The sequence below is a fragment of the Rhodococcus jostii RHA1 genome (genome assembly GCF_000014565.1).
GTDB classification, from domain to species: Bacteria; Actinomycetota; Actinomycetes; order Mycobacteriales; family Mycobacteriaceae; genus Rhodococcus_F; species Rhodococcus_F jostii_A.
In genome coordinates this window covers 7,077,762-7,094,999 of sequence record NC_008268.1, presented here as the reverse complement: position 1 = coordinate 7,094,999, position 17,238 = coordinate 7,077,762, and the positions used below count along the sequence as shown (strand labels likewise).

The 17,238-nt window shown below is 67.9% G+C and carries 18 protein-coding genes; 5 read left to right on the top strand and 13 right to left on the bottom strand.

Going from position 1 to position 17,238, the window contains the following annotated elements:
• Positions 1-37: 37 nt before the first annotated feature.
• Positions 38-1,660 (bottom strand): AMP-binding protein, encoded by a 1,623-nt coding sequence (locus RHA1_RS32245; RefSeq protein ID WP_011598441.1) that lies wholly within the window; start codon positions 1,658-1,660, stop codon positions 38-40.
• 109 nt (positions 1,661-1,769) lie between these two features.
• Here RHA1_RS32245 and RHA1_RS32240 point away from each other — a divergent pair, with 109 nt between their 5' ends.
• Both RHA1_RS32240 and RHA1_RS32235 read left to right on the top strand, forming a co-directional pair.
• A complete protein-coding gene (locus RHA1_RS32240) occupies positions 1,770-2,645 on the top strand; it encodes a LuxR C-terminal-related transcriptional regulator (protein WP_009479756.1) in 876 nt (291 codons plus the stop codon).
• Positions 2,646-2,699: 54 nt separating this feature from the next.
• On the top strand, positions 2,700-4,121 hold the full coding sequence (locus tag RHA1_RS32235) for an APC family permease (RefSeq protein WP_009479755.1): 1,422 nt from the start codon (positions 2,700-2,702) through the stop codon (positions 4,119-4,121).
• Between the two features lie 16 nt (positions 4,122-4,137).
• Here the strand turns inward: RHA1_RS32235 and RHA1_RS32230 are convergent, their stop codons facing one another.
• The 8 genes from RHA1_RS32230 to dxr form a co-directional block, all read right to left on the bottom strand.
• The gene (locus RHA1_RS32230; RefSeq protein WP_011598439.1) at positions 4,138-4,566 is read right to left on the bottom strand and encodes a hypothetical protein; all 429 of its coding nucleotides are present in this window, start codon (positions 4,564-4,566) and stop codon (positions 4,138-4,140) included.
• Positions 4,563-5,060, bottom strand: a complete 498-nt coding sequence (locus RHA1_RS32225; protein ID WP_011598438.1) for a GyrI-like domain-containing protein — start codon at positions 5,058-5,060, stop codon at positions 4,563-4,565. Before RHA1_RS32225 ends, RHA1_RS32230 begins: the two co-directional genes overlap by 4 nt.
• 1 nt (position 5,061) lies before the next feature.
• Positions 5,062-5,367: a hypothetical protein gene (locus RHA1_RS32220; protein ID WP_009479752.1), complete on the bottom strand. Its 306-nt coding sequence runs from the start codon at positions 5,365-5,367 to the stop codon at positions 5,062-5,064.
• A 157-nt stretch (positions 5,368-5,524) separates the two neighbouring features.
• Positions 5,525-7,339, bottom strand: coding sequence for a penicillin-binding transpeptidase domain-containing protein (locus RHA1_RS32215; RefSeq protein ID WP_011598436.1), 1,815 nt, complete (start codon positions 7,337-7,339; stop codon positions 5,525-5,527).
• 53 nt (positions 7,340-7,392) lie between these two features.
• On the bottom strand, positions 7,393-8,229 hold the full coding sequence (locus RHA1_RS32210) for a GNAT family N-acetyltransferase (protein WP_009479750.1): 837 nt from the start codon (positions 8,227-8,229) through the stop codon (positions 7,393-7,395).
• Positions 8,230-8,323: 94 nt separating this feature from the next.
• Positions 8,324-9,481: a flavodoxin-dependent (E)-4-hydroxy-3-methylbut-2-enyl-diphosphate synthase gene (gene ispG / locus RHA1_RS32205; protein ID WP_005259330.1), complete on the bottom strand. Its 1,158-nt coding sequence runs from the start codon at positions 9,479-9,481 to the stop codon at positions 8,324-8,326.
• A gap of 41 nt (positions 9,482-9,522) precedes the next feature.
• Positions 9,523-10,743 (bottom strand): M50 family metallopeptidase, encoded by a 1,221-nt coding sequence (locus tag RHA1_RS32200; RefSeq protein WP_011598435.1) that lies wholly within the window; start codon positions 10,741-10,743, stop codon positions 9,523-9,525.
• A gap of 6 nt (positions 10,744-10,749) precedes the next feature.
• Positions 10,750-11,946, bottom strand: a complete 1,197-nt coding sequence (dxr, locus tag RHA1_RS32195; RefSeq protein ID WP_011598434.1) for a 1-deoxy-D-xylulose-5-phosphate reductoisomerase — start codon at positions 11,944-11,946, stop codon at positions 10,750-10,752.
• Between the two features lie 81 nt (positions 11,947-12,027).
• On the opposite strand from dxr, the gene RHA1_RS32190 reads away from it, so the two are divergent.
• Positions 12,028-12,297, top strand: a complete 270-nt coding sequence (locus tag RHA1_RS32190; RefSeq protein ID WP_009479745.1) for a DUF2631 domain-containing protein — start codon at positions 12,028-12,030, stop codon at positions 12,295-12,297.
• Positions 12,298-12,376: 79 nt separating this feature from the next.
• Here RHA1_RS32190 and rlmN read toward each other — a convergent pair whose 3' ends face one another.
• The gene (gene rlmN / locus RHA1_RS32185; protein WP_005240549.1) at positions 12,377-13,486 is read right to left on the bottom strand and encodes a dual-specificity RNA methyltransferase RlmN; all 1,110 of its coding nucleotides are present in this window, start codon (positions 13,484-13,486) and stop codon (positions 12,377-12,379) included.
• Between the two features lie 114 nt (positions 13,487-13,600).
• On the opposite strand from rlmN, the gene RHA1_RS32180 reads away from it, so the two are divergent.
• Complete coding sequence (locus RHA1_RS32180) at positions 13,601-14,014, top strand: LapA family protein (RefSeq protein WP_009479744.1); 414 nt, start codon at positions 13,601-13,603, stop codon at positions 14,012-14,014.
• 83 nt (positions 14,015-14,097) lie between these two features.
• Positions 14,098-14,949 (top strand): HpcH/HpaI aldolase/citrate lyase family protein, encoded by an 852-nt coding sequence (locus RHA1_RS32175; RefSeq protein WP_016880162.1) that lies wholly within the window; start codon positions 14,098-14,100, stop codon positions 14,947-14,949.
• A gap of 10 nt (positions 14,950-14,959) precedes the next feature.
• Here the strand turns inward: RHA1_RS32175 and RHA1_RS32170 are convergent, their stop codons facing one another.
• The 3 genes from RHA1_RS32170 to frr are packed head-to-tail and all read right to left on the bottom strand — an operon-like array spanning position 14,960 to position 17,178.
• Positions 14,960-15,661 (bottom strand): class I SAM-dependent methyltransferase, encoded by a 702-nt coding sequence (locus RHA1_RS32170; protein WP_011598430.1) that lies wholly within the window; start codon positions 15,659-15,661, stop codon positions 14,960-14,962.
• 10 nt (positions 15,662-15,671) lie between these two features.
• Entirely contained in the window at positions 15,672-16,592 is a 921-nt protein-coding gene (locus RHA1_RS32165; RefSeq protein ID WP_081437493.1) for a phosphatidate cytidylyltransferase, read from the bottom strand.
• A 28-nt stretch (positions 16,593-16,620) separates the two neighbouring features.
• Positions 16,621-17,178, bottom strand: coding sequence for a ribosome recycling factor (gene frr / locus RHA1_RS32160; RefSeq protein ID WP_005240537.1), 558 nt, complete (start codon positions 17,176-17,178; stop codon positions 16,621-16,623).
• Positions 17,179-17,238: the final 60 nt, after the last annotated feature.

Here is a 17,238-nt window from a genome sequence, read left to right as displayed (position 1 = left end):
CTGACACTCCTCAACCACGCACGGGCGGCGGAGCCGCCTACTTCTGGCGGAGCAGGTACCGCTGTACCTTGCCGCTGGGGGTCTTCGGCAGGTTGGGGACGAAGTGCACGGTGCGCGGGTAGGCGTGCGCCGCGAACTTCTTCTTCACCAGCGTCTGCAGTTCGACCTCCAGTTCGTCGGTCCCGTCGACGCCGTCGCGCAGGACGACGAACGCCTCGAGCACCTCACCGCGCAACTCGTCGGGCATCCCGACGACCGCAGCCTCGACGACCTCGTCGTGCATGACGAGCACACTCTCGACGTCGAAGGGCCCGATCCGGTAGCCGGCCATGATGATCACGTCGTCGTCGCGGGCGGAGAAGAAGAAGAAACCGTCCTCGTCGGTCTGCCCCGCGTCGCCGGTGACGTACCAGCGACCGTCGGCGGTGAACCGCTGCGCGGTCTTCTCCGGAGCGTCGACGTAGCCGGTGAACCACATCAGCGGGCTGCTGTGCGTGTCGATCGCGACGCGACCCGGGGTGCGCGGCGGCGCGATCGCGTCGGAGTCGTCCTCGAGAACGGCGCACGCCCACCCCGGCAGCGGTTTGCCCATGGACCCGTCGCGCACCTCGTTCCGCAGTCCGTCGGCCCAGGAGTTGGCGATGAACATGCCGTGCTCGGTCTGGCCGTAGTGGTCGCGGACGAACACGTCCAGGTTGGCCTCGGCCCACGAGATCACGTCGGGGGTGAGCGGTTCACCCGCAGACGACGCGCGCCGCAGTTTCACCGTCTCGGGGATCGGCGTGGGGTCGGCCCGCAGGCTGCGGTAGACCGTGGGCGCGGCGGCGAAGTTGGTGACGCCGAAACGCTCCATCACCTGCCAGGTGAGGGGCGCGGAGAACCCGGCGTGCAGCAGGATGCTGCGAGTGCCCGCGGCGAGGGGCCCGAGCAGCGCGTAGTACAGGCCGTACGCCCAGCCGGGGTCGGCGGCGTTCCAGAACACGTCGTCCCTGCGGACGTCGAGGCCGAACTCCTGGTAGGCGTGGAACGACGCGAGCGCCCGCAGCGGCACCGGCACCCCCTTCGGTGTTCCGGTCGTGCCGCTGGTGAACAACTGGACGAGGGGGCCGTCGCCGCCGACCGTGACGGCCGCGCCCTTCACATCCGCGGCGTCGTGCGACTCCACGAGCGCCCCGAAGTCGAGAGCACCGGAGTCGGCCCCGCCCACGACGACGACCTGCCAGGACGCGTCCGCGGGGATGTCCTCGCCGGGGGTCAGCTTGTCGAGCTGGCTGGCGTCGGAGACGACGACCTTGGCTCCGCTGGCACCCAGCCGGAACGCGATCGCCGGCGGCGCGAACGCGGTGAACAGGGGAACGTGGACGGCGCCCCGGCGCCAGATGCCGAGCAGCGCGACGACCAGTTCGGCCGACTTGCCCATCAGCGTCGCGACGTGATCGCCCGGCTCGACGCCGAGGTCGGCGAGTGCGGCGGCGAATCGGGTCGACTGCTCGCGCAGGTAGCCGTAGGTCAGGTCGGTCGACGACAGGTCCGATTCGACGACGGTGAACGCCACGTCGTCTGCGGGGTGTCGATCACACAGCAGTTCCGCGGCGGACGCCGTCGGCGTGTCGTACTGGTCCAGCAGCTCACGCACGCGTGCGGTGGGATCGGTGGTCATGCGGTACTCCTTGTGCTCTCATGGCCCGTGACAGATAGTCGGGCCGTCGCCCGAACTCACTACGGTTATGATCTAGCTCACAGACCGCTGTGACTACCCCCGGAAAGGGGTGACCGACTTGGTTGCTCGTGCACCGTCGCTGCTGCGCCCTCGGGACGGGGACGCGCTTCGCGGTGAGCTGCGCTCCATCGCAGCTCACGGCGTTGCGCCGGTCCTGTTCGGCGGCGAGGTCCAGGACGGCACACTGCACCTGAGCGAGTTCGTCGGCACCCGAACCAACAACCTCAAGGGCCTCGCGATCCCGCCGCGTTCCGGTCTCGGCGGCCGCGTCGTCGCCCAGCGCACGCCCGTGGCGGTCAACGACTACGGCCGCTCCTCGACCATCACGCACCACTACGACCGGCCCGTCCTCAGTGAGGGGCTCCGGTCCATCCTCGCGGTGCCGGTCATGGTGCGCGGCAGCTCGCGCGCCGTGCTCTACGCCGCCATCCGCGACTGCGCACCGATCGGCGACCGCACCGCCGACATCGTCGTCGCAGCGTCCCGGCGCCTCGGCACCGAGATCGCCATCCGGGACGAGGTCGATCGCCGCCTCGAGATGATGAAGACGCTCGACGTGAGCGGTGCCGGCGGCGCGACCACCGAGGAACTCCGCGACATCCACGCGGAGCTGCGGAGTGTCGCGCAGACCGTCACCGACACGTCGTTGCAGGCCCGCCTCCGCGGGCTGTCGCAGCGACTGGCGGGCATTCTGCGGCCGGACGCCGACAGTGCCGACGAGGACCCCGGCGTCCACCTCACCCCACGCGAGATCGACGTCCTGTCCCACGTGGCCCTGGGATGCACCAACAGTGAAGCAGCACAGCGCCTCTCGGTGGGACCCGAGACGGTGAAGAGTTACCTGCGCAGTGCCATGAGCAAGCTCGACGCACGGTCGCGGCACGAGGCGGTGGTCACCGCGCGCAGGCTCGGGCTGCTCCCCTAGCGAACACAGTCCTCTCGAACGAGGGACGCAGGCGGTAGCGAAAGGCGGTGGATCATGGGATCGACAGCGGACGCCACGAGTTCGAACGCACCGGATTCGAATTCGCCCGAACAGCCGAGCCTCAAGCGGGTGATGGGCCCGGGGCTGCTCCTGCTGTTCATCGTCGGAGACATCCTCGGCACCGGCATCTACGCGCTCACCGGAAAGGTGGCCAATCAGGTCGGGGGCGCGGTGTGGCTGCCGTTCCTGGTGGCGTTCGTCGTCGCGATCATCACCGCATTCAGTTATCTGGAGCTGGTCACCAAGTTCCCGAAGGCCGCAGGCGCCGCGCTGTACACGCACAAGGCGTTCGGGGTGCACTTTCTCACCTACATGGTCGCGTTCGCGGTGATGTGCTCGGGAATCACGTCCGCATCGACGGCGTCGCGGGCGTTCGCCGCCAATTTCGTCGAGGCGTTCGACCTCGACTTCTCCACCGGGATCGGCATCACCCTGCTCGGTCTCGGCTTCATGACGCTGGTGGGTCTCGTCAATTTCCGCGGCGTCAGCGAGAGCGTCAAGACCAACGTCGTGCTCACCTGCGTCGAGCTGTCCGGTCTCCTGATCATCATCATGATCGGGCTGTGGGCCCTCGGCGTCGGAGACGGCGACTTCTCCCGGGTGGCCACGTTCGACACCGGCGACCGATCCGCTCTCGGCGCGGTCGTCGCGGGCACCGCCCTCGCCTTCTTCGCGATGGTCGGGTTCGAGGACTCGGTCAACATGGCCGAGGAATGCAAGGAACCGAGCCGTATCTTCCCCAAGGTCCTGCTGACCGGACTGATCATCACCGGCTGCATCTACGTGTTCGTGTCGATCACCGCGATCGCTCTCGTGCCCGTGAGCGAACTCGGCGAGGGTGACACCCCGCTGCTGAAGGTCGTTGAGGCCGGGGCGCCCGGATTCCCGATCGGGATCTTCGCATTCATCACCATGTTCGCTGTCGCCAACACGGCGCTGATCAACATGCTGATGGCGAGCCGGTTGCTGTACGGCATGAGCCGCGAGGGCGTCCTGCCTCCCCCGCTCGGCAAGGTTCACGCCACGCGGCGCACACCGTACGTTGCCATCGTCTTCACCACGATCCTCGCCTTCGGCCTCATCACGTTCGTCGGCGAAGTCCCCGAACTCGGCGGTACCACCGCGCTGCTCCTGCTGGGCGTGTTCACCATCGTCAACATCACCGTGCTCGTCCTGCGCAAGCAACCGGTGGAGCACAAGCATTTCCGGGTACCGACCATCCTGCCGATCATCGGCGCACTCACGTGCGGCTTCCTCGTCACTCCTTTCGCCGACCGCCCCGCGGTGCAATACCAGATCGCGGGCGTACTCCTCGGAATCGGTGTCGTGCTGTGGGCCGGGACCGTCCTCGTGAACAAGAGGCTCGGCAAGGGCGGGCCCCAGATCGACCCCGAGAAACTCGCCGAGCACGAGTGACCCGCCCGGTCGCCGCTCAGCACAGCGAGAGGAACAGTTCGACGGACCCGTCCGGATGATGCACCTCGAGGTCTTCCGCGAAGGCGCGTTCGATCCGGCCGCGCGCCGCCGCGTAGTCGGCGACGCTCCACGTCTCGGCGAGCGCGTCCGGTTCCGATTCGTCCTCGCAACAGAATCGGGCGAAATAGCCGGAACGCACGCCGACCAGGACGTCGCCGGGCTCCATCTTGTCGGTCGAATCGCACGGGTATCCGACGACGACCGTGAACGTGCGCGGCGGCGGGGACGCCGCGTAGACGACGAAGATCTCGGAGCTCCCCCGATCCCTGATCCGCTCCAGCGTGTAGTCGACGAGTTCCCGGCCCGGCCCGGGACGTCCGGGTTTGCCTTCGGGAATGGTCAGGCCCACAAACGATTCGGCCTGCCTCTTGACGATCTCGATCATCGCTTCTCACCCATCGCACTCGACCCCATTACGCTCGACGGCGCCCCGGACTCGTACACGTGGATCGGAATGTACAGATCCACGGCATAGGCGTGGGGATACGCTTCGAGGTCGCCGGTGTACGTCCGCTCGATGTCGCCGTTCGTCTCCGCCTCGCTGACCTGCGCCCACAGCCGCAGCATCACGTCGGGAAACATTCCCCGCGAAGAGAACTTGGCGTACGTGCCGGGCGGTATCCGCGAAATGACGTGACCCCGTGTGGCGTCGTCCACCGTCGCGCACTCGTAGCCGACGATCTGGGTGTAATAGGACTCGACGTCGGGAGCGAAGTCGATGTAGGTGGACGCGAGCGGTCCCCGGATCTCGTGGTGGAGCACCCGCGTCCATGCGCGGTCCAGGCGAGGGTCGCTCAATTTCCCCAACGCCCGCTGGGGGCTTCGCACGGGCAGACCGGCCACCAGGGTCTCGCCGCGTTCGATGATCTCGAACCCCATGTCAGATCGCATCCTCGAGAACGTGTGCGTCGCGAACGCCGACGCAGGGCACCCCTCGAGCCCGCGCCAGCTGCATCGCCATCGCATCGGATGGCGAACAGAGTCCGTCCAGGACGTCCTCGGTCGCGATCGCGCAGACGACGTCGCCCTCACATTCGCTGATCGATTCCATTCCGCGGTCGGAAGCCCACTGCCGCAATGCAACCCACCGCGTCAGCTCGGTGCCGGCGCCCGGGCGCCCGACGAACAACACCCTCCGGGCGCCGTTCGCTGTCTCCACGCGGTTCATTTCCGCACTGATGGTCATGGTCCGACTTCCTGTCCACGTTGGCTTTTCGATCCCGGCTGTGCGGGTTCTTTCGTCTGCAACCAACTATGGACCGCCCCGGCGGCAGCGTCTGTCCACCGATCAGCCCCTGAACAGGATGAATTCCGCGTCCCCCGATCGGTGGACAGCGTCGGTGTCAGTACCCCTCGGGCAGCGCGGCGAACATGTCGCGGGTGACGGCGACGGCGTTGTCGGAACTGCCACCGCGCACCACCAGCGTCGCGAACGCGAGGTCGCCGCGGTAACCGACGAACCAGGCGTGCGAACCGCCCTCGACCTCCGCCTCACCCGTCTTGCCGTACACCTCGCCCTGGTCTTCGATCCGCTCCGCCGTACCGCTCGTCACCACGAGACGCATCATGCCGCGCAGCCCGTCGACCATCTCCGGGCTGATCTGGGGATGCTCGCCGTCGATCGTGGTTTCCCGTCCGGCGATCAACCGCGGCACGGGCGTCGAACCGTGTGCGATGGTCGCGGCGGCCAACGCCATCCCGAACGGGCTGACCACCACCTTGCCCTGCCCGAACCCGTCCTCGGTTCGCTGCACCAGGTCCTCCGCCGGCGGCACCGAACCCGAGTCGGTCGGCAGGCCCACCACTTCGTAGTCGGGCCCGATTCCGTACTGCGACGCCGCGACCGTCAGTGCGTCGGGCCGCATCTCGCTGGCGAGTTTCGCGAACGACGTGTTGCACGATCGGGCGAACGCCGTCGCCATCGGCACGGTGCCGAGCGCGAATTCGTTGTAGTTCGGGACGCTGCGCTCACCGATCTCGATGCGTCCCGGACACGGCACCATCGTGTCGGGGGTCGCGATGCCCGAGGAGATCGCGGCGCCTGCGGTGATGATCTTGAACGTCGAACCGGGCGGATACAGGCCGGTGAGCGCGACCGGTCCGTCCCTGTCCGCGGCCTTGTTCTGCGCTACGGCCAGGACGTCGCCGGTCGACGGCTGGATGACGACCATCATCGTCTGATCGGTGCGAGCATTGACGGCGTTCTGCGCCGCGATCTGAATGGGACGGTCGAGGCTGATCGAGAACGACGGGGAGGTCTGCGGCGCCGTCTCGGTGAGCACGTCCGTGTCCACCCCGTTCTGGTTGACCGTCACCACACTCCAGCCGGCCTTGCCGTCGACCTCGTCGATCACGGTCTTCTTCACCTGACCGACCAGATCGGGTGCGAAGTTCCGGTCGGTGGCCACGAGATCCGCCTCGTCGGACACGCTCACCCCGGGAATGGCGCCGAGCACGCCGGCGACCTGTTCGTAGTCGTCCGACCGCAGCCTCGTGACGAGGTAGTCGCCCTTCACCGCCGTCGCCGATTCGGCGATCGACTGCGCAGTGAGCGTGTTGTCGAACGTGGCGAGCGCCGACGCCAGGGACTGGGCACTGCCGATCACGTTGCCCGACTGCGCCGCATCGAGCTTCACGCGGTACACCACTCCGGGCACCAGGACGTCCGACCCGGAATGCTCGTTGACCCGCGCCCGCGGCGCGGCAGTGGACCGCAGCGACATCGTCTGCCGATCACCCAGCCGGGGATGGACGTTGGTGGAACTCCACCGCACGGCCCAGTCGCCGCCGCGCCGCCCCATCTGGAGTTCACCCGAATACGTCCATACCCGGTCCTTCGGCAGATGCCATTCGTACGTGTACCCGACGGTGGCCGTGTCACCGCTGACGTGGACGTCCGTCGTCCGGGCGTCGAGAGACTCGGCCTGCAGCGACGTCCACGCGGACTCGAGGGCCTGGCGGGCGACGTCGGGGCGGTCCGACAGATCGGCGGCCTGCTCCGAGTCCTGCTCGGCGAAGGCCGTCAGAAACGCCTGCGCGGCCGGTTCCGGACCGTCCGGTCTCGGCGTACACGCCGTGAGACCCACCGTCAGCACCGCGGCGCCGCACAGGGCGATCGACTGGACGACGCGTAAGCGAGAATATGGCCGCAGGTTCATCGCCGCCCATGGTATGTCGGCGGACACCGCCGACACGGTAGGCGGACAGCGAGTCAGTCCAGGAGAATTGTGGCGAACGTCGCGACCTGGCTGAAGCCGATGCGCGCGTACGCGCTGCGGGCCACCGTGTTGAAGCTGTTGACGTAGAGGCTGGCGATGCGGCCCTCGGCGATGACGGCCTCCGCGACCGTCGCGGTACCCGCCGCCCCGAACCCGTGCCCGCGATACATCGGATGCACCCAGACGCCCTGGATCTGCCCCACCCGCGAGGACACCGATCCGACCTCGGCCTTGAACACCACCTGACCGTCGTCGAATCTGGCCCACGCCCGGCCGGCGGCGATGAGATTGGCGACGCGGCGCCGGTACCCTCGTCCGCCGTCGTTGGCGCGGGGGTCGATGCCGACCTCTTCGATGAACATCGCGACCGCGGCAGGCAGGTACTGCTCGAGTTCGTGCATCCGCACCTGCCGGACCAACGGATCCGGGCGGCACTGCGGGGTACTCGCCAGCGCCAGCAGCGGCTGGTCGGGCCGGACCTCGCGGGCAGGCCCCCAATCCATCTCGAGCATCTCCCACAGCGGCAACGTCAGTTCGGCCCGGCCGACCAGCGACGAACACATGCGCGGGGTGCGACAGGCTCGGTCGGCGAACGCCCGCATGTCGTCGATGCTGCCGCGCAGCGGCACGAAATTCGCGCCCGAGAAGCACAACGATTCGAGCGGCCCGCCCCGACTCCACAACTCTCCGTGGATCATCCGGGGATCGACGCCGCCCTCTTCTACGCGAGCGGCAACCATGCAGGCGGCGACAGGATCGGCGTCGAGAACGCGGAGCACGTGTGCTGCGTCCCGACTGCTCAACTGTTTGGCACCGAGGAGCTTGAGCATCTACCCAACCTTGTCAGCTAGTGGACCTGCCCACCAGATTGCCATGAACTCGCCGGAAACGGGAGACGTTTCGTTGCCCGCTGCCTGCGCCGACTCAGCTGACCGTCACGACGGGTGATCCGGACGTCGCATCACCCTCCATCTCCTCGGCGATCCGCATCGCTTCCTCGATGAGGGTTTCGACGATCTGCGCCTCCGGCACGGTCTTGATGACCTTGCCCTTGACGAAGATCTGCCCCTTGCCGTTGCCGGACGCGACACCCAGGTCGGCCTCGCGGGCCTCACCGGGACCGTTGACGACGCACCCCATGACGGCCACGCGCAGCGGGATCTCCATGCCCTCGAGACCGGCGGTGACCTCGTCGGCGAGCGTGTACACGTCGACCTGCGCGCGCCCGCACGACGGGCAGGACACGATCTCGAGCTTCCGGGGCCGCAGGTTCAGCGACTGCAGGATCTGCGTGCCGACCTTGATCTCCTCGGCGGGCGGGGCGGACAGCGACACCCGGATGGTGTCGCCGATGCCGTCGGCCAGCAGCGCGCCGAACGCCACCGCCGACTTGATCGTGCCCTGGAACGCCGGACCGGCCTCGGTCACCCCGAGGTGCAGCGGGTAGTTGCACTGCGCCGCCAGCTGCCGATAGGCCTCGACCATGATCACCGGGTCGTTGTGCTTCACCGAAATCTTGATGTCGCCGAACCCGTGTTCCTCGAACAGTCCCGCCTCCCACAGGGCGGACTCGACGAGCGCCTCCGGCGTGGCCTTGCCGTACTTCTGCATCAGCCGCGGGTCGAGGGAACCGGCGTTGACGCCGATGCGGATCGGGATACCGGCGTCGCCCGCGGCCTTCGCGACCTCCTTGACGCGTCCGTCGAACTCCTTGATGTTGCCGGGGTTCACGCGCACGGCGGCGCAACCCGCCTCGATGGCGGCGAAGATGTACCGGGGCTGGAAGTGGATGTCGGCGATGACCGGGATCTGGCTCTTCTTCGCGATGGTCGCGAGCGCGTCGGCGTCCTCCTGCCGCGGGCAGGCGACGCGGACGATGTCGCAACCGGACGCCGTGAGTTCGGCGATCTGCTGCAGGGTGGCGTTGACGTCGTGGGTCTTGGTGGTGCACATCGACTGCACGGATACCGGGAAGTCGCTGCCGACACCGACAGTTCCGACCTGGAGCTGGCGAGTCTTGCGGCGGGGTGCGAGAACGGCGGCCGGGCCTTCGGGCATACCCAATCCGACAGGGCTGGTCACGTGGGTGCCTTCTTTCGTAGCTTCAAGTCCGAGTTTAGCGATCACTGGAAGAGCTTGATCGGGTTGACGATGTCGGCGGTCAGGGTGAGGAGCATGTATGCGCCGCCTATGATGATCACCACATAGGTGACGGGCAGAAGTTTCATGTAGTCGACGGGTCCCCCGCTGGGCAGTCCGCGCCTGCTGCGGAACCAGTCCCGGACCCGCTCGTACACGGTGACCGCCATGTGCCCGCCGTCGAGCGGCAGCAGGGGCAGGAGGTTGAACATCCCGAGGAAGAAGTTCAGGCTCGCGAGCAGCAGCACGAACGCTTCCCAGATGCCTTGTTCGGCGATCTGGCCGCCGATGACGCTGGCGCCGTACACGGAGATCGGGGTCTCCGGGTCGCGTTCTCCGCCCGTCACCGCGTGCCACAGGTCGACGGCCTTGCTCGGCATCTGCACCAGCCGCTCGGCGGTCATCACGAACATGTCACCGGTGAACTCGAGCGAAGCGGGCACCGCCGAGAGGGCCGAGTGCTCGACGACGCTCGGTGTCGCGCCGACGCCGATCGCGCCGACGGTCGCCTCGTGAGGTTCGGTCTCCCCCTCCTCCTGGACCCAGCGCTGCACCTGCTGGACCGGGACGACGATCGTCTGCTCTTCGCCGTCCCGCTCGATCGTGAAGTCCACCGGACCGGACAGCGAGCGCGTGGCGGCGGCCACGTCGGCGAACGTGGGCGTGTCCTTGCCGTCGACCGCGGTGATGACGTCGCCGGTCCGGATGCCCGCCTGCTCGGCGGGGCCCGGACCGGTGCACTCGGACAGGGCGTAGTCGGGGCCGGGCCCCTGGGTGGGCGCCGCGCACCCGACCGAGCCGACGACCGCGTCGGTGGACCGGTTGAGGTCGGGCAGCCCCCACCCGACGGCGAGGACGTAGACCAGCACGAGCCCGAGGACGAAGTTCATGCCGATGCCGCCGGACATCACCGCGAGGCGCTTCCACGTCGGCTTCTTGTACATGGCCCGGTCTTCTTCGTCCGGTTCGAGTTCGTCCAGCGCCGTCATCCCGGCGATGTCGCAGAACCCGCCGAGCGGGAGCGCCTTGAGCCCGTACTCGGTCTCACCGCGCCGGAAGGAGAAGACCTTGGGTCCGAAACCGATGAAGTATCGGCGGACCTTCATGCCGGTGGCCTGCGCCACCCACATGTGCCCCGCTTCGTGAAGTGCGATCGACAGCGCGATCCCGAGGGCGAAGAGAACAACGCCCACTGCGAACACCATGCAGTTCTAGCCTTCCTGCTTCACGAGCTGACGTGCTCGCTCACGTGCCCAGCCGTCGGCGGCCAGTACGTCTTCCACGGTAGCCGGTGGCGCCGACCACTCGTCCGCCTCGGACAGCACGGAGGCGACGGTGCGGACGATGCGCGGGAACCGGATGATCCCGTCCAAGAATGCCTGAGCCGCGACTTCGTTCGCAGCGTTGTAGACCGCGGTGAGGCATCCCCCACCCTTGCCTGCCTCGCGGGCGAGGTCGACGGCGGGGAAAACCTGCGAGTCGAGAGGCTCGAAGTCCCAGGTGGACGCCGTGCTGAAGTCGCAGGCCGCGGCGGCGCCTGCGATGCGGTGCGGCCAGCCCAGCGCCAGGGCGATCGGAAGTTTCATGTCGGGTGGGCTGGCCTGCGCCAGCGTCGACCCGTCGGTGAACGTGACCATCGAGTGCACGATGGACTGCGGGTGAACGGTGACGTCGATCCGGTCGTAGTCGACGCCGAACAGCAGGTGGGTCTCGATCAGTTCGAGCCCCTTGTTGACGAGTGTCGCGGAGTTCAGCGTGTTCATCGGCCCCATCGACCACGTCGGGTGGGCACCGGCCTGCTCGGGTGTCACCGATTCGAGCCGATCGGCCGTCCAGCCGCGGAACGGTCCACCCGAGGCGGTGAGAACCAGCCGGTCCACCTCGTCCGCGCTGCCGCCCCGCAGACACTGGGCCAGCGCGGAGTGCTCGGAGTCCACCGGCACGATCTGCCCCGGAGCCGCCGCCGCTGTCACGAGGGGCCCGCCGGCGACGAGCGACTCCTTGTTGGCGAGGGCGAGCCGCGCACCGGACTCGAGCGCGGCCAGGGTCGGCTCCAGTCCCAGCGAACCGACGAGAGCGTTGAGCACGACGTCCGCTTCGGTGGTCCGCACCAGTTCGGTGACGGCGTCCGGTCCGCTCAGCACGCCGGGCCGAGCCAGCGATGCGGCCGCCGACGGATCCGCGACTGCGACGGAGGACACACCCGTCTCACGAATCTGCCGGTCCAGCAGTTCGACGTTTGCGCCACCGGCCGCGAGTCCCACCACCGTGAACTTGTCCGGGTTGGCGGCCACCACCTCCAACGCCTGGGTACCGATCGAACCTGTGCTGCCGAGCAGCAGGACGCGAGTGGGCCTGTTTTCATCCACCCACCCATTCTTCCTGATGAAATGCGGACCGCCCGCCATGGATGGCCCCGCTACATACGACGGGCGGTCGTATGTCACGATATGTCGAGTAGCGCAACCGAATCTGCAGGAGGATCGATCGTGGCCGGTACCCAGTTGGAGCCCTCGTCCAGCGACCCCATCGTGGCCGCACACGTCGACACCGCGGAGGTCCCGTCGGCAGCATGGGGCTGGAGCGGTGAGGCGCCGAAGACGTTCCGGTTCTTCGGATGGTTCTTCGCCGTGTTCCTGCTGCTCATGATCATCGGCAACCACACCGGCCTGGTCGAAGACCTGTGGCTGATCGGCTGCGCGGCCCTGATGGTCGCGATCCTCGTTCGCGACATCGTCCTGCGGCGTAAGCCCCGGTAACACCGAACCACGAACGAACCCCTCGCCCCGATCACTCGGGAACGAGGGGTTTCGTCGTTTCGGCCTGTTCGGGGGGAGCTCAGTTCTCGGCGGCGAGCTGCCCGCAGGCGGCGGCGATCTCCTGGCCGCGGGTGTCCCGGACGGTGCAGGACACACCCTGCGCCAGCACGCGCCGGACGAATTCCTTCTCCACCGGCTTCGGGCTCGCATCCCATTCACTGCCCGGCGTGGGGTTCAGCGGGATCAGATTCACGTGCACCAGCGGCCCGAGCGCCTTGCGCAGCTTCTTGCCCAGCAGGTCGGCGCGCCACGGCTGATCGTTCACGTCCCGGATCAGCGCGTACTCGATCGAGACGCGGCGGCCGGACTTGTCCGCGTAGTAGCGGGCGGCGTCGAGGACCTCCGCGACCGACCAGCGGTTGTTCACGGGGACCAGGGTGTCGCGCAGTTCGTCGTCGGGGGTGTGCAGAGACACGGCCAGCGTGACGCTGAGGTCCTCGTCGGCGAGCTTGCGGATCGCGGGCGCCAGACCCACCGTCGACACCGTCACGGAGCGCTGCGACAACCCGAGGCCGTCGGGGGCGGGTGAGGTGATGCGACGGACGGCGGCGACCACTCGCTTGTAGTTGGCGAGCGGCTCCCCCATCCCCATGAAGACGACGTTCGACAACCTGCCCGGACCGCCGTGGACGTCGCCGTCGCGCAGAGCGGCCGCGGCGGCACGCACCTGGTCGACGATCTCGGCAGTCGACAGGTTGCGTTGCAAACCGCCCTGACCGGTCGCGCAGAACGGGCACGCCATTCCGCACCCCGCCTGGCTGGAGATGCATAGCGTCGCGCGGTCGGGGTAGCGCATGAGGACGCTTTCGAGCAGCGTCCCGTCGTTCGCCTTCCAGAGCGTCTTGCGGGTGTCGCCGCCGTCGCAAGCCAGGTGCTTGACCGGGGTCAGCAGCGTCGGGAACAGGGCCGCGCCCACCTGCTCGCGCACGGCGGCGGGAAGATCGGTCATCTTCTCCGGATCCGCCTCGAGCCGCGCGTAGTACTGCCGGGCCAGCTGGTCGGCCCGGAACCCGGGCAGACCCAGCTCCTTGACGGCCTCCCGCCGCTCGGCGGAGTCGAGGTCCGCGAGATGCTTGGGCGGCATCCCACGCCGGGGCGCGGTGAAAACGAGGGGAAGCGAGACAGCCATAGTTTCTCCATTGTCCCATTGATTCGAGGGTCGTTGTCGTGCGGATGCCTGATCGACGTCGTTTCGCCGCCCGATGCGCATGCAGATCCCGCCCAGGTGGGTGAAGATCAACTTATGTCGACAACACCGGACGACCCCACGAACTTCCCTCCGGACGTCCCCGTCGGCCGCGGCCCCGGCACCGGTCCGGCGCCCACCGACCCGCCGCACCCCGACACCGCACCGGAGGGCACCGAGCATCCCGACGTCGCACGCCGCAAGGGCATCAAGCACACGCGGGTGGGCGCCACGTGGACCGGCCTGGTGATCGGAATCGTCGTTCTGGTACTGCTTCTCGTGTTCATCCTGCAGAACCTCGACAGCGTGACCCTCGAAATGTTCGTCTGGGAATTCACCCTCCCACTGGGGGTCACACTGTTGTTCGCGGCGATCGCCGGCGCGGTGATCATGGCCCTCGCGGGCGGTGTCCGCATCATCCAGATCCGCCGGGCCGCGAACCGGCAGCGGCGCCTGAACAGTAATTTCTAACTGAACAATAGTTACGCAAGTGGATTGCGCAGACGCTGAGCGAGCAGAATTACTGTCGTGGATATCACCGGAACGGCACGACTGTGAAGGCCGACATGGAGACGACTGTGGCACCGCGTATCACGGCTGAACAAGCACGATCCTGGCTGCTGGTTCCCGCCGGCAAACCCGAGGGTTTCGAGGCGGCCCGTGCCAGCGCCGCCGACGCCGTGATTCTCGACCTCGAGGACGCCGTCACCCCCGACCTCAAACCCCGGGCCCGCGCCGACGTCGTCGCCTGGCTCGGCGAGCACCGGCGCGCGTGGGTGCGGATCAACGACGCGACCACCCCCTACTGGGCGGACGACCTGGCAGCCCTGAACGGTGTTCCCGGGCTCGAGGGCGTCATGCTCGCCAAGACCGAGAGTGGAATGCAGGTCGACGCCACCGCCGAGCGGCTCCCCGAGGGCACGAAGGTGCTCGCCCTCGTCGAATCCGCGATGGGACTCGAGGCCGCGCCCGAGATCGCCCGGACGGAGGCCACGTTCCGGCTCGCGTTCGGCAGCGGCGACTTCCGCCGCGACACCGGGATGGACGACTCGCCGCTGGCGATGGCCTACCCCCGCTCCCGGCTGACGGTCGCCAGCCGGGCGGCCCGGATCGCACCGCCGATCGACGGCCCCACCCTCGGCACCGACGTCGACGCCCTGGTCCGGGCGTCGGCGCTGACCTTGTCGATGGGCATGACCGGGAAGCTGTGCATGACCATCGCGCAGACGGCGCCGGTCAACGACGCACTGAGCCCGTCCCCGGCCGACGCCGAATGGGCGCTCGACGTGATCGCGGACCTCGGCGAGGACGGCTCCCGTGTCCGGGACGGCAGCGACCTCCCCAAGCTGGCGAAAGCCAAGAAGATCAACGCGCTCGCGAAGCTGTTCCACATCGCGCCGCGGTAGACAACGCCGGTCAGAGAATCTGCAGCCCGGCGGGCTTTCGGCGGACGTGCACGCGGTAACGCACGTCGAGAGCCACGCCGGGTGTCTGCGCGAACGCCTTCGACGCCGTCTTCTCGGTGAACTCGATACCGAGGACTCCGCGCAGCGATTCCCGATCCGGGAATCGCCATTGCGTCTCCACGCGCACCATGTCGAACCCCTGCGCCGCGAAGAAGGCCTCGACGGTCGCCGGGTTGTACTGCGGCAGGTCTGCCCGCATCCATTCGCCGTAGGGATGGGCCGTGGCGTCGAGATCGACCACCACGAGCGCGCCGCCCGGGCGCAGCACCCGCATCGCCTCACAGATTCCGCGGCCGCAGCCGGGACCGAAGAAATAGGCGGTCCGCGCGTGCACGACGTCCACGCTCGCGTCGCCCAGGGGTATGCCCTCGGCCGAGCCCTCGATCACGCGGACGTTCGGCAGGTGCCCCACGCGGGTGCGGGCACGCTCCAGCAGCGGCGGATGCGGTTCGATTCCGTAGACCGCGGACGCGGATTCGGCGAAGACCGGGAGATGGAAGCCGGACCCGCAGCCCACGTCGGCGACGGTGCCGCCCGCCCAGTCCACGGCCCCACGCAGGTGACGGAAGATCGCACCGTCCACGTCCTGGGCGCGATTCTCGACCTCGTACCACTCCGGCCAGTGCCAGATGTTCGGGCTGGGGATGGTCACGGCAGGGCGGTCAGACGAGGACCGTGAGCACCAGCCACGTCACGAACGCCGACGGCAGCAGGGAATCGAGACGGTCCATGATCCCACCGTGCCCGGGGAGCAGGGTGCCCATGTCCTTGATGCGAAGCTCTCGCTTGACCTGGGATTCGATCAGATCGCCGAGCGTGGCGGTGACCACAAGGACCACACCGAGGAGCACGCCGATCATCGAGTTCTCGTCGAGGATCAGGGTGACCGTGAGCAGGCTGCCGATGACGCAGAACAGCAGCGAACCGAAGAACCCTTCCCACGACTTCTTGGGGCTGATCGCCGGCACCATCGGATGCTTGCCGAGCAGCACACCCGCCGCGTAGCCGCCCACATCGGAGCAGACCACACCGATCATCAGGCACAACACGCGCCCGGCGCCGTCGTCCTGCAACACCATCAGCACGGCGAACGACGCCAGCAGCGGAATCCAGGAGGCGACGAACACGGTGATCGCGGTGTCCCGGAGGAAATTCTGGGGTGTCGCCTTCAGCCCGTGGTCGAACAGGCGCCAGACCATGCAGACCAGCACCGTCCCCGCGAAGGCGCTGAGCACCCCGACCGGGCCGAACGGCCACCCCAGCCACAGGATCGCCTGGCCGCCGGCGAGCAGCGGGATCCGGGGGGCGCTGATCCCGGTCTCACGCAGGCGCTTGGTGACCTCCCACGTGGCGACTGCCATCGCGACGGCCACCACGCCGATCCATACCAGCGGCACGTAGACGAGGATCAGGATCAGCGCGACGCCGAGACCGACGCCCACGCCGATCGCGGCAGGAAGGTTACGCCCGGCCTTCGACTTCGCGGCCGGGGCCGCCTCCGGCGCACCCTCGGAGACCGGTTCCGAGGGGTCGCCCTCGGAGATGGGTCCCCCTGGGGTCCCGTGTTCTGCTGGCACGGTCACTGTCCCCGATCCACTCCTCGTCTCGTGACTAAACTTCCAGTAACTCGGCTTCCTTGTGCTTCACCAGTTCGTCGACCTGCGCGACGTACCGGGCGGTCGTCTTGTCGAGTTCCTTCTCGGCCCGACCGACCTCGTCCTCGCCGGCCTCGCCGTCCTTCTGGATCCGGGACAGCTCGTCCATCGCCTTGCGCCGCACGTTGCGCACGGACACCTTCGCGTCCTCGCCCTTGGACTTGGCCTGCTTGACCAGTTCGCGGCGGCGTTCCTCGGTGAGCTGGGGAACGGAGATGCGGATCAGGTTTCCGTCGTTGGACGGGTTCACGCCCAGGTCGGAGTTCCGGATCGCCGTCTCGATGGCGCCGAGCTGCGAGGCCTCGTACGGCTTGACGACGACCAGTCGCGCTTCCGGCACGTTGATGCTGGCGAGCTGCGTGATCGGGGTGAACGCGCCGTAGTAGTCGATTCCGATGCGATTGAACATGCCAGGATTCGCGCGACCCGTGCGGATCGATCCGAGATCGTCCTTGGCCACCGTGACAGCCTTCTCCATCTTCTCCTCGGCTTCGAAGAGAGCTTCATCAATCACGGCTGTTCCTCCATGTCGTTCTGCATCGATTCGTCACTGCCTCTATTTCGAGAAAACCCG

What these genes read in the sequence shown, in the direction of transcription:
- RHA1_RS32245 (WP_011598441.1), bottom strand. Translation starts at nt 1,660, where the DNA reads ATGACCACCGATCCCACCGCACGCGTGCGTGAGCTGCTGGACCAGTAC.
- RHA1_RS32235 (WP_009479755.1), top strand. Translation starts at nt 2,700, where the DNA reads ATGGGATCGACAGCGGACGCCACGAGTTCGAACGCACCGGATTCGAAT.
- RHA1_RS32230 (WP_011598439.1), bottom strand. Translation starts at nt 4,566, where the DNA reads ATGATCGAGATCGTCAAGAGGCAGGCCGAATCGTTTGTGGGCCTGACC.
- RHA1_RS32225 (WP_011598438.1), bottom strand. Translation starts at nt 5,060, where the DNA reads ATGGGGTTCGAGATCATCGAACGCGGCGAGACCCTGGTGGCCGGTCTG.
- RHA1_RS32220 (WP_009479752.1), bottom strand. Translation starts at nt 5,367, where the DNA reads ATGACCATCAGTGCGGAAATGAACCGCGTGGAGACAGCGAACGGCGCC.
- RHA1_RS32215 (WP_011598436.1), bottom strand. Translation starts at nt 7,339, where the DNA reads ATGAACCTGCGGCCATATTCTCGCTTACGCGTCGTCCAGTCGATCGCC.
- RHA1_RS32210 (WP_009479750.1), bottom strand. Translation starts at nt 8,229, where the DNA reads ATGCTCAAGCTCCTCGGTGCCAAACAGTTGAGCAGTCGGGACGCAGCA.
- RHA1_RS32200 (WP_011598435.1), bottom strand. Translation starts at nt 10,743, where the DNA reads ATGGTGTTCGCAGTGGGCGTTGTTCTCTTCGCCCTCGGGATCGCGCTG.
- dxr (WP_011598434.1), bottom strand. Translation starts at nt 11,946, where the DNA reads ATGGCGGGCGGTCCGCATTTCATCAGGAAGAATGGGTGGGTGGATGAA.
- rlmN (WP_005240549.1), bottom strand. Translation starts at nt 13,486, where the DNA reads ATGGCTGTCTCGCTTCCCCTCGTTTTCACCGCGCCCCGGCGTGGGATG.
- RHA1_RS32180 (WP_009479744.1), top strand. Translation starts at nt 13,601, where the DNA reads ATGTCGACAACACCGGACGACCCCACGAACTTCCCTCCGGACGTCCCC.